At 70.6% G+C, this 23,379-nt stretch carries 22 protein-coding genes; 7 read left to right on the forward strand and 15 right to left on the reverse strand.

From position 1 onward, the window contains the following. Positions 1–60: 60 nt before the first annotated feature. The 3 genes from FB559_RS32960 to FB559_RS32970 form a co-directional block, all read right to left on the reverse strand. Complete coding sequence (locus FB559_RS32960) at positions 61–1,605, reverse strand: alpha/beta hydrolase (protein WP_246122634.1); 1,545 nt, start codon at positions 1,603–1,605, stop codon at positions 61–63. 132 nt (positions 1,606–1,737) lie between these two features. After that, on the reverse strand, positions 1,738–3,045 hold the full coding sequence (locus FB559_RS32965) for a phospholipase D-like domain-containing protein (RefSeq protein ID WP_141960845.1): 1,308 nt from the start codon (positions 3,043–3,045) through the stop codon (positions 1,738–1,740). Positions 3,046–3,229: 184 nt separating this feature from the next. After that, positions 3,230–3,784 (reverse strand): GTP-binding protein, encoded by a 555-nt coding sequence (locus FB559_RS32970; RefSeq protein ID WP_141960846.1) that lies wholly within the window; start codon positions 3,782–3,784, stop codon positions 3,230–3,232. A gap of 279 nt (positions 3,785–4,063) precedes the next feature. Here FB559_RS32970 and FB559_RS32975 point away from each other — a divergent pair, with 279 nt between their 5' ends. Continuing rightward, entirely contained in the window at positions 4,064–4,714 is a 651-nt protein-coding gene (locus FB559_RS32975) for a TetR/AcrR family transcriptional regulator (RefSeq protein ID WP_141960847.1), read from the forward strand. A 63-nt stretch (positions 4,715–4,777) separates the two neighbouring features. Here FB559_RS32975 and FB559_RS32980 read toward each other — a convergent pair whose 3' ends face one another. The 3 genes from FB559_RS32980 to FB559_RS32990 all read right to left on the reverse strand — a co-directional run bounded on the left by FB559_RS32980 (position 4,778) and on the right by FB559_RS32990 (position 9,267). Beyond that, positions 4,778–7,858, reverse strand: a complete 3,081-nt coding sequence (locus FB559_RS32980) for a discoidin domain-containing protein (RefSeq protein WP_141960848.1) — start codon at positions 7,856–7,858, stop codon at positions 4,778–4,780. Positions 7,859–8,132: 274 nt separating this feature from the next. Next, positions 8,133–8,666, reverse strand: coding sequence for a GNAT family N-acetyltransferase (locus tag FB559_RS32985; RefSeq protein ID WP_141960849.1), 534 nt, complete (start codon positions 8,664–8,666; stop codon positions 8,133–8,135). Between the two features lie 40 nt (positions 8,667–8,706). Then, positions 8,707–9,267 carry a GTP-binding protein gene (locus FB559_RS32990; protein ID WP_141960850.1) on the reverse strand — a complete coding sequence of 187 codons (561 nt, stop codon included), beginning with the start codon at positions 9,265–9,267 and terminating at the stop codon, positions 8,707–8,709. 185 nt (positions 9,268–9,452) lie between these two features. Between FB559_RS32990 and FB559_RS32995 the strand changes: the two genes are divergently transcribed. The 3 genes from FB559_RS32995 (at position 9,453) to FB559_RS33005 (ending at position 10,886) form a co-directional block, all read left to right on the forward strand. Then, positions 9,453–10,121: a TetR/AcrR family transcriptional regulator gene (locus tag FB559_RS32995; protein WP_185792518.1), complete on the forward strand. Its 669-nt coding sequence runs from the start codon at positions 9,453–9,455 to the stop codon at positions 10,119–10,121. Positions 10,122–10,245: 124 nt separating this feature from the next. Continuing rightward, positions 10,246–10,590 (forward strand): DUF2752 domain-containing protein, encoded by a 345-nt coding sequence (locus FB559_RS33000; protein ID WP_221640292.1) that lies wholly within the window; start codon positions 10,246–10,248, stop codon positions 10,588–10,590. An 11-nt stretch (positions 10,591–10,601) separates the two neighbouring features. Further along, positions 10,602–10,886: a DUF4190 domain-containing protein gene (locus FB559_RS33005; protein ID WP_141960853.1), complete on the forward strand. Its 285-nt coding sequence runs from the start codon at positions 10,602–10,604 to the stop codon at positions 10,884–10,886. 77 nt (positions 10,887–10,963) lie between these two features. On the opposite strand, the gene FB559_RS33010 is transcribed toward FB559_RS33005, so the two are convergent. Genes FB559_RS33010 through FB559_RS33020 form a run of 3 tightly spaced genes read right to left on the reverse strand, consistent with a single transcriptional unit; the run spans position 10,964 to position 13,496 of the window. After that, complete coding sequence (locus FB559_RS33010; RefSeq protein ID WP_141960854.1) at positions 10,964–11,380, reverse strand: cupin domain-containing protein; 417 nt, start codon at positions 11,378–11,380, stop codon at positions 10,964–10,966. A 38-nt stretch (positions 11,381–11,418) separates the two neighbouring features. Continuing rightward, entirely contained in the window at positions 11,419–12,240 is an 822-nt protein-coding gene (locus tag FB559_RS33015; protein WP_141960855.1) for a phosphoenolpyruvate hydrolase family protein, read from the reverse strand. 2 nt (positions 12,241–12,242) lie between these two features. Next, positions 12,243–13,496 (reverse strand): Tm-1-like ATP-binding domain-containing protein, encoded by a 1,254-nt coding sequence (locus FB559_RS33020; RefSeq protein WP_141960856.1) that lies wholly within the window; start codon positions 13,494–13,496, stop codon positions 12,243–12,245. Positions 13,497–13,616: 120 nt separating this feature from the next. Here FB559_RS33020 and FB559_RS33025 point away from each other — a divergent pair, with 120 nt between their 5' ends. Further along, on the forward strand, positions 13,617–15,014 hold the full coding sequence (locus tag FB559_RS33025; protein WP_185792519.1) for an aminotransferase-like domain-containing protein: 1,398 nt from the start codon (positions 13,617–13,619) through the stop codon (positions 15,012–15,014). Positions 15,015–15,374: 360 nt separating this feature from the next. Here the strand turns inward: FB559_RS33025 and FB559_RS44940 are convergent, their stop codons facing one another. The 6 genes from FB559_RS44940 to FB559_RS33055 all read right to left on the reverse strand — a co-directional run bounded on the left by FB559_RS44940 (position 15,375) and on the right by FB559_RS33055 (position 20,400). Continuing rightward, a complete protein-coding gene (locus FB559_RS44940) occupies positions 15,375–15,737 on the reverse strand; it encodes an SDR family oxidoreductase (protein ID WP_221640293.1) in 363 nt (120 codons plus the stop codon). Between the two features lie 34 nt (positions 15,738–15,771). Further along, the gene (locus FB559_RS33035; RefSeq protein WP_141960858.1) at positions 15,772–16,788 is read right to left on the reverse strand and encodes an alpha/beta fold hydrolase; all 1,017 of its coding nucleotides are present in this window, start codon (positions 16,786–16,788) and stop codon (positions 15,772–15,774) included. A 13-nt stretch (positions 16,789–16,801) separates the two neighbouring features. Beyond that, positions 16,802–17,599 (reverse strand): ABC transporter permease, encoded by a 798-nt coding sequence (locus FB559_RS33040; protein ID WP_141960859.1) that lies wholly within the window; start codon positions 17,597–17,599, stop codon positions 16,802–16,804. Beyond that, positions 17,596–18,540, reverse strand: a complete 945-nt coding sequence (locus FB559_RS33045) for an ATP-binding cassette domain-containing protein (protein WP_141960860.1) — start codon at positions 18,538–18,540, stop codon at positions 17,596–17,598. Before FB559_RS33045 ends, FB559_RS33040 begins: the two co-directional genes overlap by 4 nt. A gap of 85 nt (positions 18,541–18,625) precedes the next feature. Next, complete coding sequence (locus FB559_RS33050; protein ID WP_141960861.1) at positions 18,626–19,279, reverse strand: response regulator; 654 nt, start codon at positions 19,277–19,279, stop codon at positions 18,626–18,628. Continuing rightward, complete coding sequence (locus tag FB559_RS33055; protein ID WP_221640294.1) at positions 19,276–20,400, reverse strand: sensor histidine kinase; 1,125 nt, start codon at positions 20,398–20,400, stop codon at positions 19,276–19,278. Before FB559_RS33055 ends, FB559_RS33050 begins: the two co-directional genes overlap by 4 nt. A gap of 279 nt (positions 20,401–20,679) precedes the next feature. Here FB559_RS33055 and FB559_RS33060 point away from each other — a divergent pair, with 279 nt between their 5' ends. Both FB559_RS33060 and FB559_RS33065 read left to right on the forward strand, forming a co-directional pair. Then, entirely contained in the window at positions 20,680–21,633 is a 954-nt protein-coding gene (locus FB559_RS33060) for a LysR family transcriptional regulator (protein ID WP_185792520.1), read from the forward strand. A gap of 392 nt (positions 21,634–22,025) precedes the next feature. Continuing rightward, a complete protein-coding gene (locus tag FB559_RS33065) occupies positions 22,026–23,327 on the forward strand; it encodes an MFS transporter (protein ID WP_141960863.1) in 1,302 nt (433 codons plus the stop codon). Positions 23,328–23,379 lie beyond the last annotated feature (52 nt).

The following is a 23,379-nucleotide window of genomic DNA, read 5'->3' on the forward strand; positions in this document are numbered from 1 at the left end:
ATGTGAGACGGCCGAGGGCCTTCTGGCGCGATGCGCGTCAGAAGGCCCTCGGGTGTGCGCTCACGCGATCGGCATGGTCACGGCGATGGGCCAGGCCAGCAGCACGCCGCCGACGACGGCGGTCAGCCATGCCGGTGCCCGGAGCGCACGCAGGGCCGACGCCTGTACGCCCTGCCAGACCAGCAGGGCGGCGAGCAACGGCGCCACCAGCAGGACGAACGACGAAGCGGTGCCGAGGAGGACGGCCGCGCAGAGGCCCGCCAGGGCCCCCGCCGCGATCCAGGCGTGGATCGCCGTCGCGGCGAGCGGGCCGTACCCGTCGCACAGTGCCTCGACTCCGCCGAAGAACACCGCGGCGCACGCGACGATCGGGATGAGGGCCCAGGCGCGCGGGCCGACGGGAACGGCGTGTGCCCAGCCCAGCTGGGCCGGTACGGCGAAGGACACCACCGTCAACGCCACCAGGACCACGGCGGCCACGATCCGCGATCGCCCGTCGCGGTACGAGGAGCCCGGCCGCCGCCCGGTGAGCCGTACGGCGGCCAGGCCGATGACGCCGATGACGCCGAAGAACCCGGCGACCGGGCCCGCCACCGCGAGTGGCAGCCAGCCCCGCGGGATCAGCCCCATCACGACCACGGCCACCACGACGGCGACCGCGGGGACGCCGAGCGCGAGTGGAAGAGGGACCCGGCGGCCCTCGCGCTCCGGCCCTGACGGCCGTCCCAGAACCGCGGAGGCGATCGCGCCGAAGCTCAGCAGCGCCGCCGCGTGCAGCAGCATCGCCGACGCGGCGCGCTGTACGGGATGGATGCCCGGAGAGCCCGAGGCCGGATGGTCGAGGGACGCGTCGAGCCAGGCCCCGACCTCACGGTGGGTACGCGGGCTGAAGAGGACGCCGACGTGTTCGACGCCGCCGACCAGGACCGCGCGGCGGGCGGTGCCGGCTCGCGGGTCTCCGTACGTCACTCCCATGCGGCCCTGCGGATAGGCGGCCCGCAGCGCGCCGGCGGCGCCGTCGCGGTAGCCGGCGAACTCCAGGCCACCGGCGAGCAGGAGCAGGTCGCGAGGGCGGGAGGCGGAGGCGGTCAGTTCCATCGGGCCCTGGGAGATCGCCACGGTGGCGAGGATGGCGGGGTGTGCGGTGGCATACCGTACGACCGCGGCGGCGCCCATCGAGTGACCGATGAGGCCGATCCGCTCGCCGTCCACCCAGGGCATGGCCCGCAGATGACCGACGGCGACATCCAGGTCGCGGTCGAGCCGTGCCTCGGCGGCCTGCCCGTCTCCCGCACCGGGCAGCCGCCGCGTACTGGCGCCGTGGCCGGTGAGGTCCACCAGCTCGACCGCATACCCCCGGCGCGTCAGCGTGTCCGCGAAACCCCGCATGAGCTGCCTGCTGGCGGCGAGGCCGTGCGCGACCACCACGGCGGGGAGGCGGCCGGTCGCGTTGGCGGGCCGGCTCACCTCCAGCGGCACCCCGTCCACCACGGCGGATCGCCGCTCGATGCCGCGGTCGGCCGTGGCCAGACCCACCGTTCCCGCCACGGCGAACACGACGGCGAGCAGCACCGCGACGACACGGCGCCGCAGGTACGGCCACACGTCATCCAAGGTAAGTCCTTCGCCGACCTAAGCGACCTTTGCCGGACGCCTCGTGCATTGTCCTGACTCTTGGCCGCCATCGACGGTGACTTACCGATCTTGAGGGCGGGTTCTTCGCGTGCCGGGCCGCCCCTACTCGAGGACCTGTCCGGGGTCGACCGGGATCTCCCGTGCCGTTCCCTCGGCACGCTGCTCCGCCTTGAGCCTCAGCGTCGTGGTGCCACAGCAGCGGTCGTACTGGCGCTGCCAGTCCGCCAGGAATCCGTCGTAGGCGGCGGAGCCGGTCAGTTCGACGTCGGTCTCGTCGTTGTGCCACGAGGCGTTGATCGTCCAGTTCGCGGACCCCACGACCACGACCTTCGCGTTCTGGACGCCGGCGTAGGTGCCACTGATGGTCATGTACTTGTCGTGGGTGTAGTGCAGGGCGTTGCCGTTGGCGTCCTGCCCCTTGCTGGTGTCGTGCACGTCGATGTTCTTCGGGTGCGCCGTCACGTACGCCTGGACGCTGTCGTCGACCTGGCTCGCGGTCATCAGGATGTGGACCTTGACGCCTGTGCCGGCCAGGCTGACCAGCTTCTTGGGCAGCTGGAGGTAGTTCGCGCCACCCGGCGACCCGTGCGCCGTCCACTGGAACATCGCGATGTTGACCTCGGCCGGCGCTTTGACCTTGTTGAGGAGGTCGATCCAGGCGTCGCTCCTGCTCCGCGTCCTGGGCCACTGGTAGGCGGGCGGCGACAGCTTGCGGGCGCCCACCCCGTTCGCCGTGTCGTAGTAGCCCGGCGACAGCGGGCCGGGCCCGTTGACCGCGCCCTTGGCCATCGCGGTGAAGTACTTCACGTACGAGTCGTAGAACGCGACGTTGCCCTTGACCGTCTGGCTGCTGTTCCAGGCGGTGGAGGCCTGGGCGTCGCTCGGGTTGGCGCTGCTGACCGTGACGGTCTTGTTCGCGTCACCTCCGCCGCTGAACATGTAGTACTTGGCGTGCAGGTAGGACCCGGTGTAGTGCGACAGGCAGCCGCCCGGGCACAGCGCGGCGAAGCTCGCGGCCCTGGGGTCGTTGCCCAGTTCCGCCACCAGTGACTGCCACGTCGCGTTGTCGGAGTGCCGGTCCATGAGGACCTTGACGATGACGCCGCGCTGGTGCGCGGCGACCAGGGCGGCGGCGAAGGCGGGCCCCGGCTCGCCGTCGCTGATGCTGAACATGGCGACCCGTACCGTCTGCCCGCAGCCCGCGCCGTCGATCGAGGCGATGATCGGTCCCATGATCGCCATCTGGGCGCCGGGATCCTCGGGGTCGTTGAACTTCGCCCCTGAGGTGGATGTGAACGTCCGCGTCTCGCAGCTGAGTGGAGGCTTGGCCTTCTTGACCGCGGCGTGCGCCGCCACCGGAGGTACGGTGACGACCAGCGCCGCGGTGGCGAGTACGACCGTTCGTTTCATTGTTGTCCCCGTCCCGTTCATCTGCTGTTGGGACGCGGACACAAACGTCGCGGATGACAATCGATTCGCACATTCCGCAAGAAATGTGTCCCGTTGTGGCCGGTTTACGCCCGCTCCGGGCACGCGCGGGCCCGACCCGGAGCCGGCCGGTGCGCTGGACGTCCCCGGCTGACGCGGGTGAGCCTCAGCGGTCGACGGGGATGTCGCTCATCGACAGGGCGCGTTCGATGAGCGTGATGAGCGTCGCCTTGGCGGAGTCGCGTCTCCGCGCGTCGCAGGTCACGATCGGTACGTCCGGGCCGATCGTGAGCGCGTCCCGCACATCTTCGGGAGTGTGGGTGAACACGCCGTCGAAGCCGTTGACCGCGACGATGAAGGGCATTCCGGAATCCTCGAAGTAGTCGACCGCGGCGAAGGCGTCGACGACCCGGCGGGTGTCGACGAGGACGACCGCGCCGATCGCGCCCCTGACCAGCTCGTCCCACATGAACCAGAACCGGTGCTGCCCGGGCGTGCCGAACAGGTAGAGGATGAGCTCCTGGTCGAGACTGATCCGGCCGAAGTCCATCGCGACGGTCGTGGTCGTCTTGCCCGGGATCGCGTTGATGTCGTCGACCTCGCTGCTGGCCTGGGTCATCACGGCCTCGGTGGTCAGCGGCATGATCTCTGACACCGACCCGACGAAGGTCGTCTTCCCCACCCCGAAGCCACCTCCGATGATGATCTTGACGGAGGTCATCGTCAGGAGAGCGCCCGGGTTAGAGCGTGCGAAGTCCACTGAGAACCCTTTCCAGTGGCGGGAGATCAGGCGGCTCGACTGCGAAGAAAGGCTGATGCGGCGCGGCGTGGACCGGGCGAGTGACCGCCTGCCGCCGGTGGACGCGACCGTCGACAGGCCGAGACCACCGATTTCGGAATCGTCGTGGAGCCATTCTCATCTGTCGTCAGAGCGGGGAGCCGTTTGGGGGGAGCTAAAAGGTGAACCAGAGTCAGCTTCAGTATTTGTACACTTGTTCGCATGACAGCGGCAAGCGCGAATGCGGGGGCGCGACGGGCCCCGGTGCAACGCCGCAGCAGAGAGCGCGTCCAGCAGATCCTCGACGCGGCGTCGGAGCTGATCGTCGAATCCGGCCTGACCGGCCTGAGCACCCGGCTGGTCGCCGAACGGGCGGGCATCCCGGTCGCCTCGCTGTACCAGTACTTCGGCGACAGGGACGAGATCATCCTGGCGCTCGTGGAGCGGGACACCGCCGAGACGGACACCGCGGTGACGGCGGCGGTGCGCGCGCTGGACAGCGTCTCCGTACGGACGATCGTCACCGCGACAATGCGCGCTTTCGTCACGACTTACCACCAGCGACCCGCATTCGTGGTGATCTGGTGGCGAGGCCGGACGAACCGCGCGGTATACGACTTCTGCCGCGCGCACAACAAGCGGATCGCGGCCGACCTGTTCGCCTTCGCGCGGGAAGCCGGGCTGGTGAAGGCCGACACCGTCCCCCGAGTCGTCGAGCTCGCGGTGGAGGTCGGCGACCGGATCTTTCAGCTGGCGTTCGAAGATGACATCCGCGGTGACGAGATGGTCATCGACGAAGGCATCGAAATGGTCATCGGCTATCTGGAGCGCCACGCGGCCCATGCCGCGCCCCCGGCGACGGCGCGCCTCTAGGCGTCCTGGCATCGCTCCGTGCCGGGCTTACGAGGAGGCCCGCCACGGAGCGATGGCCGCGTACTACCAGCCTTGGAGGCCGGCGCCGTAGGGGTAGAGCGGGTTTCCGTAGGTGGTGGGCGGCGACTGACCGGCGTCGATCTTCGCGCGGATGTCGGAGCGTTCGGCTGCGGTCGCGCCCAGGTCGTACGGCAGGCTCCAGTCCTCGACGGCGTCGGCGGGGGTGTCGGTGCCGCCCGGCTTCAGGATCTGGTCGACGCTCCGCGGCAGCTGCCAGGGCAGTTTCCCGCGAGGGGTGTAGTCGCCGAAGAGCAGGGAGGCCGTGGCCGGGCCGACCTCCTCGCCGCCGCGATAGGTCATCACGATGGCGTCGGCGATGCCGTTCCAGTCGGAGATCACCGTCGGCCGGGGGAGGTCCATGACCACGACCACCGGGATCCCCTGGTTGTGGAAGTTCTGGATGATGGCCAGTTGGTCCGCCGGCAGGTAGGGCTGCTCCTTCACCCACGCGGTGGCGTGCGTGTAGCTGGGTTCACCGACCGCCACGATGGCCAGCTTCGGTGACGGCCCGCTGTCGGCGTAGACGTTCACTCCGTCCTTGGCGGCACGGGCCTTGATCGCGTCCAGGATGTCGAGCGAGCCGTAGTCCGGGTGGAAGTAGCTCGTCCAGACGCAGCAGGAGGCGCCGTCGGTGGCACGCGGACCGGCCACCACGATGTTGTCGCCCGACTTGAGCTTGAGCGGAAGCACGCCGCCCGCGTTCTTGAGCAGGGTGAGCGACTCGCGTGCGGCCTGGTTGGCGAGCGCGGTGTAGGACGGCTGGTGGAAGCGGTACGGGCCGTTGACCGGGTCGCCGTACGGGCGGTCGAAGACGCCGAGCTCGAACTTCAGCCGCAGGATACGGGTCACCGCGTCGTTGACCCTGGCGATCGGCACGCTGGACAGGAAGCTCGCGATCGAGAATCCGGCCGCGCCCGGGTCGGCGCCGCCCATCACGTCGGAGCCGGCGTTCGCCGCGCTGACCCACGCGTCGGAGGGCAGCCAGTCGGTCGTGATGAGGCCCGTGTAGCCCAGGTTGTTGCGAAGGTAGTCGAGGATGGGCTTGCTGTTGCCCGCGCCGGGGCCGCCCGGGTCGAGGTACGAACTGCCCGCGTAGCCGGGCATGATGTTGACGGCTCCGGCATCGAGCGCGGCCCGCCACGGGATCATGTGGTACTTGATCGTCACCCCGTCGTACACGATGCCCGCCTCGCCGCCGGCGCCCTCTCCCGGCCAGTGCTTGACGGTCGCGAGGACCGAGCCCGGGTTGAGCTCCGGCCCGCCCTGCAGGCCGGAGACCAGGGCGCGCACCTGAGCCGCCGCGACGTCGGCGTTCTCGCCGTTGCCCTCCTGGATGCGGGGGTACAGCACCTTGGTGCCGACCTCGGCGAGCGGTCCGAGCACGCCGCGCGCGCCGACCTCGAGTTCCTCGCGGCGCTGCATGTCACCGAGCTTGTAGTCGAGCGGGTAGTCCTTTCCGGCGGCCAGCGCGCTCTGCAGCGGGTACGTGGTCTGGTACCCGGCCGTGGTGTCGCCCGCCGAGACCGGGGGGATGCCGAGGCGTGTTCCCGCCGCGGCGACGAGCACGTTGTTGAGGTCGTTCGGCTGCGCCGGGCCGAAGTGCCAGCCCGACAGCGGGTACGCCTGGGAGTTGTAGAACATCTGGTACGCCTTCTCCTCAGGGGTCATCCTGCTGAGAAGGTCCGACACTCGCGTCTCGACCGGCAGCCGCCAGTTCTCGTACGGCTCGATCGACCCGTTCTTGTCGAGGTCCCGCGCGCCGTCAACGATGTTGACGCCGTCACCGGCCGCCTTGATGGCGGGGAGATAGAGGCTGAAGGTGCGGATACCGGAGGTGGTCTTGGCCCCCGAGCCGCTCACCGAGACGACGAACCACTTGTACGTCCAGCGGTCGCCGATGTCCCAGGTCGGCGTGTAGCTGGTGCCCGTGGGCTCGGCGACCTTGGTGTAGAGGTCGAGCAGGCTGCCCGAGGCGGTGAAGTCGTAGTCGGTGCGGCTGATGTTGAGCCACACCTCGTAGTGCGCGGCGGAGGGCACGGAGTTCCAGGCGAGCATCGGACGGCGGGTGTCGGTGACCATGGCGTGGTCGGCCGGCGTCGTCAGGGCGAACTGGCCGGTGGTGCCCGGGGCCTTGGTCGGCGGCGAGAGCAGCGGCGGGGTGCTGACCGACGCGTCGACCGAACCGAAGACCTGGAACTCCCAGAGCGAGTAGCCGTAACCGGTCGCCCTCGCCGTGCCGTGGAACCTTATATAGCGGCCCTTGCCGGAGATGTCGAGGTTCTCGGTGCCGCCCTTGCCGGTCGTCGTCGTGTAGATCGTGGTCCAGGCCGTGCCGTTGTCGGAGACCTCGATGCGATAGCCCGTCGCGTAGGCGTTCTCCCAGATGAGCGAGGCGCCGGTGATCGTGGCGGGGCCGCCCAGGTCGACCTGGAGCCACTGGTCGTCGGAGGCGAGACTGGACCAGCGGGTGTTCGTACGGCCGTCCAGCGCCGCCGCAGGCGCGTTGCCGCCCTCCGCGGAGGAGGCCGAGACCTGTTTGAACGCGGAGATCGGTGTCGTGCTCGGCGGCGGTGCCGAGCCGGTCGAGCCGTACACCTGGAACTCCCACAGGGAGTAGCCGTACTGCGTCGCGCGTGCCGTCCCGTACATCCGGACGTAGCGCCCGGTGCCCGAGACGTTCAGGGTCTGCGTGCCACCGGTGCCGGTGGTGGTGTTGTAGACGGTCGTCCAGGTGGCGCCGTCGGCGGAGACCTGGATCTGGAAGGCCGTCGCGTACGCCGTCTCCCAGTTGAGGACGACCTGGCTGACCGTGGCGGAGCCGCCGAGATCGACCCGGAGCCACTGCGGATCGCCCGCGGCGCTCGACCACCGGGTCCCGGAGTCCCCGTCCACGGCGGCCGAGGCGGGCGTGCCCGCGTTCTCGGTCGAAGAGGCGGTGACCGGCTTCCCCTGCGAGAGCAGAGAGGCGGCCGCGTTCGCCGGAGGAGGCAGGATGACTCCGACGTATGCCATGAGCAAGGTCAGCGCTGCGATCACGACCGTGGTCGCAGCGGGACGTAGTGGTACCCGGACACCGGCCTTCATGGGGCATCTCCTCTTCGCGAGCACGGCGGAGCAGCGGAGGGAACACCGCCGTGCTGTGGGGTGGCCGTAAGGACTCCCGGCGGGAAGGGCGGGTCTGGCGTGCGCCGGGAGTGGACGAAGGAGAGCGCTCTCCCGAGAGACTGATCGCGGTCAGGCGCGGTGTCAAGGTTCCGTGGGGAGCTTTTTCAAGGCTTATATTAAGTACCTGCTTAGCGGGCCTGTGCCCTTGCCGCCGCCGCCGGCCGCCCGGACGGAAGGGCCGGGCCGGCCGCTTTCAGGTTCGGTGCCATTCGCTGACGAGCAGCCCGAAGACGACCTCGTCGACGAACTCACCGTCGACCCAGGACGAATCACGCAGGATGCCTTCTCGTACGAACCCGGCGTTGGCGGCTATGCGGATCATCGCGGCGTTGTCGGTGAGCGTCTCGATCTGCAGGCGGTGGAGACCGCGGACGGCGAAGCCGTGATGGCACAGCACGCGAACGACGTCGGTGCCCAGCCCTCTGCCGTGGAAGGCCGGTCGCAGGGAGATCCCGAGGTGAGCCGTCCGGTTGTGCGGATCGATGCCCCACAGCAGCGCCTCGCCCGCGAGCTCGCCGCCGGCGAGCTCCACGACGGAGAAGGGGGCATCGTCGTCGGTCGGGTCGGCGACGGCGTACGGCGAGGCGGCGGAACCGGGTGAGATCGGCCGCCATGGCCGGGAGTCGGCCCTCGACCGGGCCGCGACGTCGTCGTAGAGCTCGGACTGCAGGATGGGAACATCTGTCTCGTGCCGGGCTCGCAGCCCCACCTTCTCACCGCGCAACATGGTCGTATTTCTCCCTGAGAGGGCCCGCGGGTGTGCGGGCTCACTGGCTGATGGGCATGCCTTGGTCGCGCATGGCCACCGCGTGGTCGATGAGGGCGATGAGGGTCGCCTTGGCCGACGCGCGGTCGCGCGCGTCGCAGGTCACGACCGGTACGTGCGGGTCGATCGTGAGCGCGTCCCGTACGTCCTCGACGGCGTGGGTCCGCACGTCGTCGAAGCGGTTGATGGCCACGATGAAGGGCACCCCGGAGTCCTCGAAGTAGTCGACCGCGGCGAAGGAGTCGGCGACCCGGCGGACGTCCACCAGCACCACGGCGCCGATCGCGCCCTTGACCAGGTCGTCCCACATGAACCAGAACCGGTGCTGACCGGGTGTGCCGAACAGATAGAGGATGAGCTCCCGGTCGAGGCTGATCCGGCCGAAGTCCATGGCGACGGTCGTGGTCGCCTTGCCGGGAATGACGCTGAGGTCGTCGATCTCGGTACTGGTCGAGGTCATCACGGCCTCGGTGGTCAACGGCGTGATCTCCGAGACCGACCCGACGAAGGTCGTCTTCCCGACGCCGAAGCCACCTCCGATGATGATCTTGACGGAGGTCATGCTGGGGGAGGCACCCCGGTTGGAACTTGCGAAGTCCACTGAGAACCCTTTCCAGCAGCTGGACGTCAGACTGACCCTCAGTGGTCAGCCATCGGGGTTCCTCGTCAGGGTCAAGCGAACGGTGAATCGGTCTCCGCGATCATAAGTGAACTCGAATCGGTTTCGGCATTTGTACACTTACTACCGTGACAGCGGCAAGGGCGAACACGGGCATTCGCAGGGCGCCGGTGCAACGCCGCAGCCGTGAGCGCGTTCAGCGGATTCTCGACGCGGCATCGGAACTCATCGTCGAGGACGGCCTGACCGCGTTGAGCACCCGGACGATCGCGGAGCGGGCACGTGTCCCGGTCGCGTCGCTGTACCAGTACTTCGCGGACAAGGACGAGATCCTCTTAGCGCTCGTGAAGCGGGACACCGCCGAGATGGACGCCGCGGTGGACGCCGCGGTGGGCGCGCTGAGCACCGTCTCCGTACGGACGATGGTGGCGGCGACCATGCGGGCGTTCCTGACGATTTACCATCAGCGGCCCGCCTTCGTGGTGATCTGGTGGCGAGGCCGGTCGAACCAGGTGGTGTACGACTTCTGCCGGGCGCACAACAAACGGATCGCGGCCGACCTGTTCGCCTTCGCACAGGCCATGGGAATGGCGCAGGACGGCACCGTCCAGGGGGTCGTCGAACTCGCTGTGGAGGTCGGCGACCGGGTCTTCCAGCTGGCGTTCGAACATGACCTCCGCGGCGACGAGCTGGTCATCGCCGAAGGCATCGAACTGGTCATCGGTTACCTGGAACGCCACGCGACTCCGGCCGGGATCGCGGGGGTCTCCGTGCAGGGACAGGACGGTCCCGCGTAAACCGCCCGGGTACCCGAGTGCCCGAGTGCGTCTACGGAATTCGCTGGAGACGTTCTCGGCCGGCGTAGGGCACACTGTGCCTATGGTGACCTCGCGTCCATGGGCGGCGGCCTCGCGGTTCGGGGTGCTCATCGCCGTGGTCGTCGGTCTCGCCCTGCTTCGCGTTCCTCGTCCGCCGACGCTGTGCCTGCTGCGGGAGACGACGGGGATCCCCTGTCCGATGTGCGGATTCACCACGGCGGCGGTCCATCTCGGGCACGCCGACCTCGCCGGCGCCGTCGGCGCCTCACCGCTGGCCGTCGCCGCCTGCGTGGGGTTCGTCCTCATTCCGTTCACCCGTCGTTCCAGATTTGCAACGCTTTGGCGTGAACTACCGAATAGATGGCGACAATTGATCCCCGCCTTCGCTATTCTCGCGGTTCTTGCCTTCGCGGAGATCTGGCAGATCTACCGCTTCGGCATTCTTTAACGGGAGGAAACATGGGATACCCGCCTCAGCAGCCGCCCCCTGGTTATGGTGCGGGCTACCCGCAGCAGCAGCCGGAGTCCAGCACGCCGCAGGTCCTGTCGATCGTCGGCATCGTGTGCTGGTTCTGCTGCTCACCGGCGGCGATCGTGCTCGGGCTCGTTGCCCAAAATCAGTTTCGCAGCCAGGGCCGGCCTGACACGCTCGCGAGGGTGGCGTGGATCGGCGGCATCGTCGCCCTGATTCTCGGCATCATCAGCGTCGCGGTCCGGCTCAACTCCGGGGGCTCCACCTACTGACGGGGAATGACTGACCGGCGAAGCCGGGCCGGGGCACTCCCGGCCCGGCTTCGCCGTCGCGGGGGCCGGTACGCGCCTCAGGCCGAGGCTTCGGGTACCCAGGCCGGGACGGTGCCGGGCGGCAGGAGCGTGTAGCCGGGCGCCTGTTCGAGCGCGGCCTCCTCGCCGCCGGGCGTGTAGGTGACGACCAGCCGGAGCGTACGCCAGCCCGTGTTCGTCGTGGAGTGGGGGACTCCGGCCGGGATGTGAATGGCGTCGCCGGCCTTGACGGGAAAGGCCTCCTCGTCGTTCACCATCTGGACGCCCTCGCCGTCGATGACGTAGAGCACCTCGTCGGCGGCCGGATGGCTGTGCCGTTCGTGTCCGCGGCCGGGGTTGATCACGACCTCGCCGAGGGTGCTCTTCGCGCCGTCGATGTGACGTGGAGAGACGAGCCACTTGATGCTGCCCCAGTCGAAGACCATCGTGGCGTGGGCCTCGGGTCGAAGGTGCATGGTGCTCCTTTGCGGCGGAGGATGAGGGTGACGCGGGTTCAGACCCGTAGCGCGGCGAACTCCGCGGCCTGGGCGGCGATCGCCTTCTCCGTGGGCAGTCGCTCCATCGAGGACGCGCCGAAGAATCCGGCGATGCCGGTGGTGTGGTCCAGGACGTACTGCGCGTCGGCGGGTTCGGCGATCGGGCCGCCGTGGCACAGGACGAGGACGTCGGGGTCGACCGCGACGGCGGCGTCGCGCATCCGCTGCACGGCGGCCACGGCGTCGTCCAGCGTGAGCGCGGTGGTCGCGCCGATCGAACCGCTGGTGGTGAGCCCGACGTGGGGGACCAGGACGTCGGCTCCGGCGTCGGTCATCGCCGCGGCCTGCTCGGCGTCGAAGACGTACGGGGCCGTGAGCAGGCCCTTCTCATGGGCGGTCCGGATCATCTCGATCTCCAGGTCGAAGCCCATGCCGGTCTCTTCCAGGTTCTGCCGGAAGACGCCGTCGTACAGGCCGACCGTGGGGAAGTTCTGCACGCCGGTGAAGCCCATCGCGCCTAGCTGGTCGAGGAAGGGCCCCATGAGCCGGAAGGGATCGGTGCCGCAGACACCCGCGAGCACGGGGGTGTCGCGGACGACCGGCAGCACCTCGGCGGCCATGTCCACCACGATCGCGTTTGCGTCGCCGTAGGGCAGCAGCCCGGCGAGCGAGCCGCGACCGGCCATCCGGTAACGGCCCGAGTTGTAGATGATCAGCAGGTCCACCCCGCCGGCCTCGGCGGCCTTGGCGGACAGGCCCGTACCCGCGCCGGCGCCGATGATCGGTCTGCCGGCCGCGGCGTTGGCCCTGAGGCGGGACAGCGCGGTGCTGCGGTCCAAGGTCAGCTCCTTGAGGTCGCCGGGACGGAGCCCGCATCACTGATGAGTTCGTGGAGCGCCTGCGCGGCGCGGCGGCCGAAGCCCGGATCGTTGATCGCCGCATCGATCTCGTGCACGGCGACGCGGCCGCCGGCCAGGCCTTCGGTGATCGCCTGGAAGCAGGCGGCATCGGCCTCGGCGTCCTCGAAGGGGCCGCCGGCGACATCGATGGCGGAGACACCGCGTACGGGCAGGAAGACTTCGACCGGGCCGGCGGCCCCGGCCACCTTCTCCGCGACGCGCGCTCCGAGCGTGGCCATCTCTTCGCGCGTGGTGCGCATCAGGGTCACCGTCGGATTGTGGACGTAGAGGAGCCGGTCGGCGAACCGGCCGGGTACGGAGTCACGGGGGCCGAAGTTGACCATGTCGAGTGCGCCGACGCTGACGACCTGCGGGATTCCCCGCCTGCCGGCGGCCTCCAGCCGGTGCGGGCCCGCCGAGAGCACGCCGCCCACCAGGTCGTCGGCCAGCTCGGTGGTGGTCAGGTCCAGCACGCCCGCCAGCATGCCGGACTCGGCGAGCGCCTCCATGGCCCGTCCGCCCGATCCGGTGGCGTGGAAGACGATCACCTCGTATCCCAGGCCGGTCAGGTGCTCGCGCGCCTCGTCCACCGCGGGGGTGGTCACCCCGAACATGCTGGCGCCGATCAGCGGTCGCTCGTCCTGCTCCGCCGTCCCGGCGCCGCGTTCGTACCGCAGCGCCATCCCGGCCGCGGCGGCCGCCGCGTTGCCCAGGACGGCGCGGGAGATGGAGTTCAGCCCGGAGATGTCGACCACGGAGTACATGAGAGTGACGTCCGCCTCGCCCACATAGGGCCCGACATCGCCGGAGGCCATCGTGGAGACCAGCAGCTTGGGCACACCGATGGGCAGCCCTCGCAGCGCCCGCGAGGCGACCGCCGATCCGCCGGAGCCACCTACGGCCAGCACGGCGTGCAACGCGCCGCGTTCGTACAGCTCGCGTACGGTCCGCGCGGCGCCGGTGGCCATCGCCTCCATCGCCGCGCCACGGTCGCCTGCCTCGCGCAACGCGTCGAGGTCGGCGCCCGCCGCCTCGGCCACGGCCCGTGCGCCGACGTCGGCGAGTCCGGTGTCGTCCGAGAACGTACCGGCGTCGACGACGGTGACCTCGCAGCCGGCGTCGACGAGCTGATCCCGCAGCCAGCGGTACTCCTGTTCCTTGGTGTCGAGCGTGCCCACCAGAACGACCGTCGCCATCGACCCAGCTCCTTCAGACATCCCGCGAGGTGACCGTCATCGTCCCGAGACGCGTGTGGTCCGCGCCAGGCCACTGTGGCCCGATTGGCCCACGACGCGGCCAGGACTCAGAATGGGGGAGTGGCGAGCGATGGCCGGGTCGAGGCGGCGACGCTCGCCAGGCTGCTCGGTGAATGGGCCAGGTCCGGCACCGCACTGCCGCACGCCCTCGCGGGCTCCATCGGCGAGCTCCTCACCGTCGGTGTCCTGGCCGACCGCGCCGTCCTGCCGTCCCAGCGGGCGCTGGCCGCGGCGCTGGGGGTCTCACGCGGCACCGTCACCGAGGCCTATGAGATCCTCCGCGCGAACGAACAGCTGCTCACCCGGCGGGGCGCCGGCTCGGAGCTGCGCCGCCCGCGCCCGCTGACCGGCACCTCCTCGCCGTCGGATGGCCGTCTCGCCTCGTTCACCGGGCACGACTCGTCGGCGGTGGACCTGTCCAGCGGTGCGCTACCGGGGCTTCCGCTGGTGCACGACGCGATCGCCCGGCTCGACCTCGGGGCCGAACTCGGGACCGACGGCTACCACCCGGCCGGGCTGCCCCGGCTGCGTGCGGCCATCGCCGCACAGCACACCGCCGACGGGCTGCCCAGCGAACCCGCCCAGATCCTGGTCACCAACGGCTCCCAGCAGGCCGTCTGGCTGCTCGCCCACACGATCGTCGACCCCGGCGACGAGGTCGTGGTCGAGGAACCCACCTACCGCGGCGCGCTCGAGGCGTTCCGCAGCGGTGGCGCGACCCTGCTGGCCGTACCGGTACGCGACGACGGCCTCGACCTCGACCTGCTCGACCGGCACCTCACCCGTCACCGGCCCCGGCTGGTCTACTGCCAGCCCGCGGCGCACAACCCCACGGGAACCACCCTCTCCCCGCTCGCCCGCCGCGAGCTGGCGGACGTGCTGGGCGGGCACGGTGTCCTCACCGTCGAGGACACGTCCTCGGCCGACCTGGTGCTCGACGGCCTGGGCACGCGTACGGCGCTGGCGCACCTGCTCCCCGCCGACCGGACCCTGAGCGTCGGCACGACCTCCAAGCTCCTGTGGGGCGGGCTCCGCATCGGCTGGCTACGCGGCGACCCGGCCCTGATCGCGCGTCTCACCGAGGCCAAGAAGGCCATCGACCTCGGCGCCGCCGTGATCGACCAGCTGCTCGCCGCCGACCTTCTCTCCCACACCGCCCGGGCTCGCGAGCAGCGCCGGGTCATGCTGCTGGACCACCTTCACCGGACCGAGGAGATCCTGCGTCGCCGGCGGCCGGGGTGGACGTGGCCGTCGCCCGCCGGCGGCACCGGCCTGTGGATCGACACCGGCGAGGACACCCTCGCCATGGCCGAACGCGCACGCCGGCACGGTGTGCTGCTCGCCGCCGGCCCGGCCTTCTCCGCCTTCAACGGGTTCGGCCACCACCTGAGGCTGCCGTTCTGGCCTCCGGCGGCCCGCCTCATCGAGGCCCTCGACCGGCTCGACCGGCTCGGATGACCACCGCGGGGAGAAACGTTCACTGTCCGAGGGCCTTCGCGGTGGTGATCCAGCCCTCGCGGGCGCTGGGGAACCGCGGCGTCCAGCCGGTCGCGGTACGGAAGCGGGCGTTGCCGACGCGCAGGGAGCGTGTCAGCGAGGTGAGGCGGTCACCGAAGACGAACGCGGCCCGACCGGGCCCGCGCAGCCACGTGGCCTTCCCCGCGGCGCCGGCGAGTGCGTCGGAGTACCCGCGCTTGGTCAGTGGCTCGTCATCGACGATGTTGAACGTTCCCGCCGGAGCGTCCAGTGCCGCGGCGACGGCCGTGGCCGCGTCGCCGAGGTGGATGGAGGAGACGTAGTCGCCGGGCCGGCCCAGGATCAGGCCGATTCCTGGAGGACCCGGCCGACGCCGGCGGCGAGCGCGGCGTCGACGACGGCGGCCGAACCCGCCGTGCGTATCCGCTCGTTGTTCCGCGACGCCCTGGCGCTCATGAACCTCGTCATCGGCGGGATCGCGGTGGCGAGGTTCACCACCGCGTCGTGACCGGCGAAGGCCGCCGTCAGCCCGGCCCGGTCGAACAGCGACACCGGCACCGCCGTCGCGCCCTGAGCGGTGAGCGCGGCCGCCTTCTCCGGCGTACGGGCGAGCGCGGTGACCGAGTGACCTTCCTGGACCAGGACCGGGATCACCTGGCCGCCGATCGCGCCGGTGCCGCCGGTGACGAACACTCTGAGGCTCATGGTGAGACGCTTCCCGTCGGTCGGCGGAGGGTGGTCAGCGGCCGGCACGGGCGGCCAGCGCCTCGATGGCGGTGGCCACGGTCGTCGGGTCGGAGATCATCGTCAGGTGGCGGCCACCGGGGATCAAGGTGGCGGGCGGCGCGCCGATCCGTACGGCGGTCTGGGCGGGAGCGTCCTTGCCGAAGATGCCGTCGTCGGCGCCGAACACCACCGACGTCGGCACACCCGACTCGCGCAGCCGCGCCACCCGGGCCGCGGGCAGGCCGGGATTTCCCGCGGCCAGCGAGCCCCACAGACCCGATTCGCCGCCGGCGACCTGGTAGGGACGCCGCCACACCTGTGTCCCGGCGTGATCCAGAGGAGGGCAGGAGGGGCCGCACTGCGCGTTGTAGAAGGTGCGGATGAGCCAGTCGGAGCGCAGCCCGAGGCGCAGCAGGCTGGTCCGGTAGGGGTTGATGAGCACGTCGCCGATCGGCGTACGGGAGCCGGCACCGGTGTTGAGGGCGTCGCCGTCCAGCATCAGCAGACCGCCGATCCGGCCGGGCGCTCGCAGCGTCGCCTCGGCGGCGACGGCCGCGCCGCTGGAGTGCGCGACCAGCAACGGCCGCTGCCCGTGCGCGCCCAGGCCCATGGCGTCCAGGAAGCCGAGCAGCTGCGTGGCGAGGTGCCCGGCGGTGTACGGGCCGCGGCGGGCGCTGTAGCCGGCGCCGGTCAGGTCGAGCGCGTACACCCGGTGGTCGCGGGCGATCACCGGCGCGAGCCGCGACCAGGTGTCGGCGGACTCGAACGCGCCGTGCACGAGCACGACCGGGCCGCCGGTGGTTCCCCAGACGCGATAGCGGGTCCTCACGTCGGCGGCCCGCACGTAGGACTGTCCGGGAGGAGGCGTCGCGCGGTGCGCGGTCAGGGCGTTGTAGCCGAAGGACGCGCAGGTCACCAGGGCCAGCATCGCCGCGAGGGCGATGGCCGTCCGCCGGGCCCACCGCCGCAGCCGCGGGAGGCGGCCCGGCGGGGGCACGGTGACACGGGCGTCGGCGGGTTCGGAGCTCATCGTCTGGACCCGGTCAGCTCGACTTGACTTCGGTGCGGAGCACGCGGAACACACCCAGGGCCGCGGGAAGGACGACCCAGATGAGGGTCGCGGTGAGGACCTGGGCCCACTGCTGCCCGGTCAGGCCGCGGTCGTACAGGGGGCCCTGGGCCAGGTTGAGGTCGACCCACTGGCCGGCGTCCTTGAGCGCCGGTACGGAGGAGAACACCGCGCTCGACAGGTTGGGCAGGACGTAGAAGGCCACGATCGCGGCGGCACTGATCAGCAGCAGCATCCCGTACGCCAGGCCCTCGGCCAGGCCGGTGAGCAGGACCAGCGCGGTGTCGAGGAAGCCGCTCGCGCCGAAGGACCAGCTGCCGTCGCCGTGGCGCAGCGCGATGCCCAGGAGGTTGCCGGCCGCCGCCGTACCGAAGGTGATCGCGATCACCATGAGGCCCAGGAGCAGCGTCGCGCCGGCCTTGGCCAGCAGCACCCGTCCGCGGCCGGGTTCCAGGGTGAACGTCACCAGCCCGGTGCGCTGGCTCCATTCGCTGGTGATGGTGAGGATGCCCAGCACGGGGAGCAGGATCTTCTGGGGCGTCTGGGTGAAGTCGACGAACCTGTCGTAGGTGAGGTCCTTGGGAGCGGCGGTCACGAGCATCACGGCCACCACCAGCGGCGTGGTCGCGATGATGGCGACCAGCAGCCATCTGCCGGACCGGGTGTCGGTGAGTTTGCGGAGCTCGGCCTTGAAAAGGCGGGCGAACGGTACGCCGGGGCGCCCGGTCGCGATCGCCGGCCGGTCTGCGTGGTCTGTCAGATTCGCGGTCATCGTCGCGCTCGTTCCTGTGAGTTCTCTCGTGAGTGGTCGGCCGTCAGCCGCAGGAACATGTCCTCCAGGCCGGCCCCCTCCGCCGGGCGCAACTCGACCAGCACGACCCCGGCGGCGCTCGCCGCGCCGGCGACCTGGTCGGCCGGCGCCTGGGTGAGGTAGCCGCCGTCGGCGGCGGAGGTGAAGGCGATGCCGGCGTCCGTCAGCGCCGTGGCCAGCCGCTGGTCGTCGACGCCTCGCACCAAGGTGCCGCCGGAGGCCAGCAGCTCCTGCTTGGCGCCCTGCGCGACGATCCGTCCGCGGCCGATCACGACCAGCTCGTCGGCGATGACCTCGACCTCGCGCAACAGGTGCGAGGACAGCAGGACGCTGCCCCCGTCGTCGGCGAATCCTCGCAGCAGACCCCGCATCCAGTGGATGCCCGCCGGGTCGAGCCCGTTGGCCGGTTCGTCGAGGATCAGCACCCGCGGATCCCCGAGCAGGGCCTGTCCCACGCCGAGGCGCTGCCGCATCCCCAGCGAGTACGTGCCGGTACGGCGCCGCGCCTCGGCCGGGGTGAGAGCGACGAGGTCGAGGATCTCGTCGACCCGGTCGAGGTCCACACCCATCACGGTCGCCGCGAGGGTGAGGGCCTCGCGGCCGGTACGGCCCGGGTGCTGCGCCGACGCGTCCAGCAGGACACCGACGTGCCGGCCCGGGTTGGGCAGCCGCCGGTAGCCGAGACCGAGGACGGTGCACCATCCGGCCGACGGCGGGGTGAGGCCGACCATCATCCGCATGGTCGTCGACTTGCCCGCTCCGTTGGGGCCGAGGAACCCGGTGATCACCCCCGGCCGGACGGCGAAGCTCACGTCCTCCACGGCCGTGTGGGCGCCGTAGGTCTTCGTCAGCCCGCTGACCTCGATCGCGTAGCCATGCTCGGTGTCATGCGTTCGGCTCATCACCCGCTCATCGTCGGCCCCGGCGTTCTGCCGGGCGTCCGTCACCGGGCGACGCGTGACCTACGCAGATCCACGTAGGCGGGTCTCAGTCCGCGAGTCCGGACTGGTAGGCGAAGACGACCAGCTGGGCCCGGTCACGCGCGCCGAGTTTGATCATCGCGCGGCTGACATGGGTGCGTGCCGTCGCGGGGCTGATCACGAGCCGGTCGGCTATCTCGTCGTTGCTCAGGCCCTCCGCGGCGAGGACGACGATCTCACGTTCCCGTTCGGTGAGGGCGGGCAGGTTCGGGTGCGGTCGCGTCGGGCGGGGTGACTTCGAGACGAACTCCCGGATCACCTTGCGGGTCACCGACGGCGACATGAGGGCGCCCCCCTCGACGACGGCCCGGATCGCGCGCAGGAGTTCGGCGGGTTTGGTGTCCTTGAGCAGGAAGCCGCTGGCGCCGTGGCGCAGAGCGTCGAAGACGTACTCGTCGCGCTCGAACGTGGTGAGGACGATGACCTTGGTCTCGGCCAGGTCCGGGTCGCCGGTGATCCGCCGGGTCGCGGCGAGCCCGTCGATGCCGGGCATGCGGATGTCCATGAGGATGACGTCCGGCCGTTCACGCCGCGCCGCGGCCAGTGCGGCCAGACCGTCGGCGGCCTCTCCGGCGCAGGACATCCCGTCCTCGTTCTCGATCAGGGTGCGCAGGCCGAGCCGTACGAGCTCCTGGTCGTCGACGATGAGTACCGTGATCATGAGGGGCCTCCGGTCGGGAGCCGGGCGCGGACTTCGAAACCGTCGTCGGGCGATGGTCCGGCGGTGAACTCTCCGCCGAGCGCCAGTACGCGCTCGCGCATGCCGGAGATTCCGGACCCGCCCTCGCCGGGGGAGTAGTCGGTCACGGTGTTGGAGACGGTGATGAGCACGCCGCCGGGCTCGTACCGGATGCCGACCGTGGCCTGCTCGGCTCCGCTGTGCCGCAGCACGTTGGTCAACGACTCCTGGATGATCCGGTAACCGGTCAGGTCGACCGCGACGGGAAGGGCGGCGACGGGCTCGCCGGAGTTCTCCAGACGTACGTACACGCCGGCCTCGGCCATCCGCCGCCGCAGCTCGTCCAGCCGGGCCAGGCTCGGCACGGGCGATCGTTCGGCCTCGGTGCCGGCCCGGCGGACCATCGCGAGCGTCGCCCGCAGCTCGTCGAGAGCCTCGCTGCTGGTACGGCTGATGGCCTCCAGCGCCACCTCCGCCTGATCGGGTTTCTTGGCGAGTACGTGCAGGGCCACGTCCGCCTGCATCTTGATCGCCGCCAGGCCGTGTCCCACGATGTCGTGGACCTCTTGGGCGACCCGTAGCCGCTCGTCGTCGACGCTCTGCCGGATCGCCTCCGCCCTCGCACGGACGGCCATCTCCCGCCGCGTCCGGAGGGCGAACCCCAGGGAGAACGGCACGAACACCCACGCCGAGACGTCGACCACTCCGAAGAGGCCGAGCCGGTGGCTGTGGACGAGCAGGTGCGTCAGCGTCATCGCGAGCGCGGCCAGCGAGTACGGCACGGCCCTGTTCAGCGGCGCGTGCCGTGCCGCAGAGTAGACCGCGAGCATGAACGAGATCAGGATCGGCCCGTAGGCGTACCCGAGGACCAGATACGACCAAGTGCAGAGGGCCACCACCGCGAGCACGGCCTGTGGCCACCGGCGGCGTACGGCCAGGACCACGGCGGCCGTCACCACGAGTACATAGCCGCGAACGTCGATGGGCACCTCGGCCCGCGACGGGCTACCGGCGAACGTGGTGCCGACGACACCGCCCAAGGTGAGCAGGGCCGCCAGCACGCCGTCGCCGAACAGGGGCCTGGCGTGCTTCACGCGTTCCACACTTTCATCGTCGGCATCCTCTCAGCTCCGGCCGGCTCGCGGCCCCGAGCGCGCCTACGCGAATTCGCGTAGCTCGGGGGCCGCTCGGTGACGGACGTCAGCTGGATCATCGAGACCGACGATGAGTGCCCTGCCAGAGGCCACAGGACGTTTCAGCATCCTTTTAAGGGACGGCCGTTCAAGAGGTTCGAGTAGGACCATATGTTCGATGGGCGGTGTCGCCCGTCTGGCTGTTCCGGGCCTGCGGCCTTCCGTTGACGGTACGTACAGGTGGTCGTTGTGGAGTTGCGCGATATCAGAACGTTCTTGGCGGTGTCGGAGGAGTTGCACTTCGGCCGGGCCGCCAAGCGACTGCACGTCTCACAGGGGAGAGTGAGTCAGACGATCCGCGCACTCGAGCGAGAGGTCGGGGCGGCTCTCTTCGAGCGCACCAGCCGGCAGGTTCGGCTGACCGTTCTCGGGGAGCGGTTCCGCGTCGGCGTTCAGCACGGGTACGACGAGCTCACTCAGGTACTGCGGGACTGCCGGGCCGCCGCAATGAGCGCCAGTGAGCGGTTGCGCATCGGCTACGCACCGTCCATCGGCGGCGGTTTCACCACCCGGGTCACCGCGGCCTTCGAGGCGAGTTACCAGCGGTGTACGGCCACGCTGCACGCCGTCCCGCTGGGCCGGGGCATGAGGCCGGAGGAGACGCTCAAGAACGGCGCCGCCGACGTGGTCCTGGCCTGGTCGCCGGGCGGTGACGGCGGGGCCATGGAGGCTCCGGACCTGACCGTCGGGCCGGTGGCCGCCGAGGTCCCGCGCGGCCTGCTCGTGCCGGACCGTCATCCGCTGACCGAACACCCGACGGTGAGCGTGGAGGACCTCACCGAGCACGAGCTGCTGAAACCCCCGTCCGCCGAGGACTCGCGCCTGCGTGATCTCTGGACCCCACGGTTCACGCCGTCGGGGCGACCGATCAGGCACACCGCCGAGGACTTGGTCGCCCTGACCGGCAGGAGCGGAGTGCTGGTCGAGGACGTACTCACCCTCGTCGCGCGCGGACGCGGCCTGCACTGCACCGTGACCTCGCTGCTCGACCGATTCCCCTTCCCCGGCCTGAGAGTCCTCCCCATACGTGACATGGCTCCGATGGTCGTCGTCCCGGTATGGCTGAAAGCCGCGGACAACGCGGCCATCCGCGCCTTCGCCGAGACCACCGCCACATTCACCCGCCGCCGAGGCGCCGGCTGACGCGATTAATTCAGCTAATCGATGGGAGTCGGACTGGGCATTGTTCGCCTGTCCGATATCAGACAAGATCAGCTTCCGTGGGAACGCTTTCTGCGTGAATGTCCGGTGCCCGAGCGAAAACGCGGAAAGGAGGAAATGGAAATGACGAGAGAGGGCTGAGTGGGTCGTCCAATCGACGCGATCGCGCCCCTCGGCTCCGAGCGGGGTGTTCCGAGGGGCGTGCTCGCCTCGCCGTTCGCCAAAAGTCTCACCGCCGTCGGCCGGATGAAGCCGGCCGATGGTCAAGGTGGGAGAGGAAATGTCATCAACGGACGTTCTGGCGCTCGGCCGGCCGGGATTCCAGCAGGCGGGGACCGCCCGGCGTGGGCGGACGGATCCGGTGACCTGTGGCCGTGACGTCGCCGGGGCGGCCGACCTTCCGGGAGGTCTTCGCCGTCCGCGAGTTCCGTGCGCTGTGGGCCGCCGAGCTGCTCTCTCAGCTGGGCGACCAGCTCGCGAGAGTATCGCTGGCCGTCCTCGTCTACCAGCGGACGTCGTCCGCGCTGCTCACCGGGCTGACCTATGCCCTCACCTATCTCCCCTCGCTGCTCGGCGGCGTGCTGCTGGGCGGCCTGGCCGACCGGTACGCGCGGCGCGAGGTCATCGTCACCGTCGACCTCCTGCGCGCGGTGCTGGTCGGGCTGATGGCGGTGCCCGGCGCGCCGTTTCCGGCCCTCTGCCTGCTGCTCGTGGGCATGACCACGCTGAGCGGGCCGTTCAAGGCTGCTCAGCTGGCATTGCTCGCCGACGTCCTGAGCGGCGACCGCTACGTGCTCGGGTTGTCAGTGCGGCACATGACGATCCAGTCCGCGCAGGTGGCCGGCTTCCTCGCCGGTGGGGTGCTGACGCAGGCGGTGGGCCCGTCCAGCGGGCTCGGCCTGGACGCCCTCAGCTTCGCCGCCTCCGCCGCCCTGGTGGGTTTCGGCGTGCGCCGGCGGCATGCCCCCGCCCCGTCGACCGCCTCCGGCGCCACCCGGAGCACCGCCGGTGGGCCGGCGCTGGTGTGGCGCCATCCCGGGTTGCGCTCGTTGACCGGGCTGGCCTGGCTGGCCGGCTGCTACATCGCCCCGGAGGGGCTCGCCGCGCCGTACGCGGACGCGGTCGGCGCGGGCACCGCCGTGGCGGTGGGCGTGATCATGGCGAGCGATCCGGTCGGTAGCGTGATCGGTGCGCTGGTGTTCGGGAGGTTCGTGTCCGACGAGACGCGCGAACGGGCCCTCGCACCACTGGCACTGCTCGCGGGACTCCCGCTGGTGCTGTGCGTCTTCCGCCCGGGGCTCGTCGTCTCGGCCCTGCTCTTCGCCGTGTCCGGCGCGCTGGCGACCGGCTATCACATGCAGCTCGGCGCGTCGTTCGTACGGTTGCTCCCGGCCTCCGCGAAGGCCCAGGGCCTCGGTGTGATGTCGTCGGGCCTCATCACCGTGCAGGGGCTCGGCACGCTGACCGGCGGTGCGGTGGCCGAGCTGACCGGGACCGCGAACGCGGTCGCCCTCGCGGGCGCGGGCGGGATTCTGCTGGGTGCCCGTCCGGCGTGGGTCTGGACGCGGGAGTCCAGAGCGGCACGCCTGCCCCGGCCGCCGCGTACGCGCGCCGACCGGGGATTCGAGACCGAGCCGCGTGAGGAGGTGAGGCAGATGCGTGGCAGAGACCAGTGAACACGGGACGGGTCCGGTAACCGCCGTGACGGCCGGCGGGCGAAGAACCGCC

Origin of the sequence: Actinoallomurus bryophytorum (assembly GCF_006716425.1) — a bacterium.
GTDB classification, from domain to species: Bacteria; Actinomycetota; Actinomycetes; order Streptosporangiales; family Streptosporangiaceae; genus Actinoallomurus; species Actinoallomurus bryophytorum.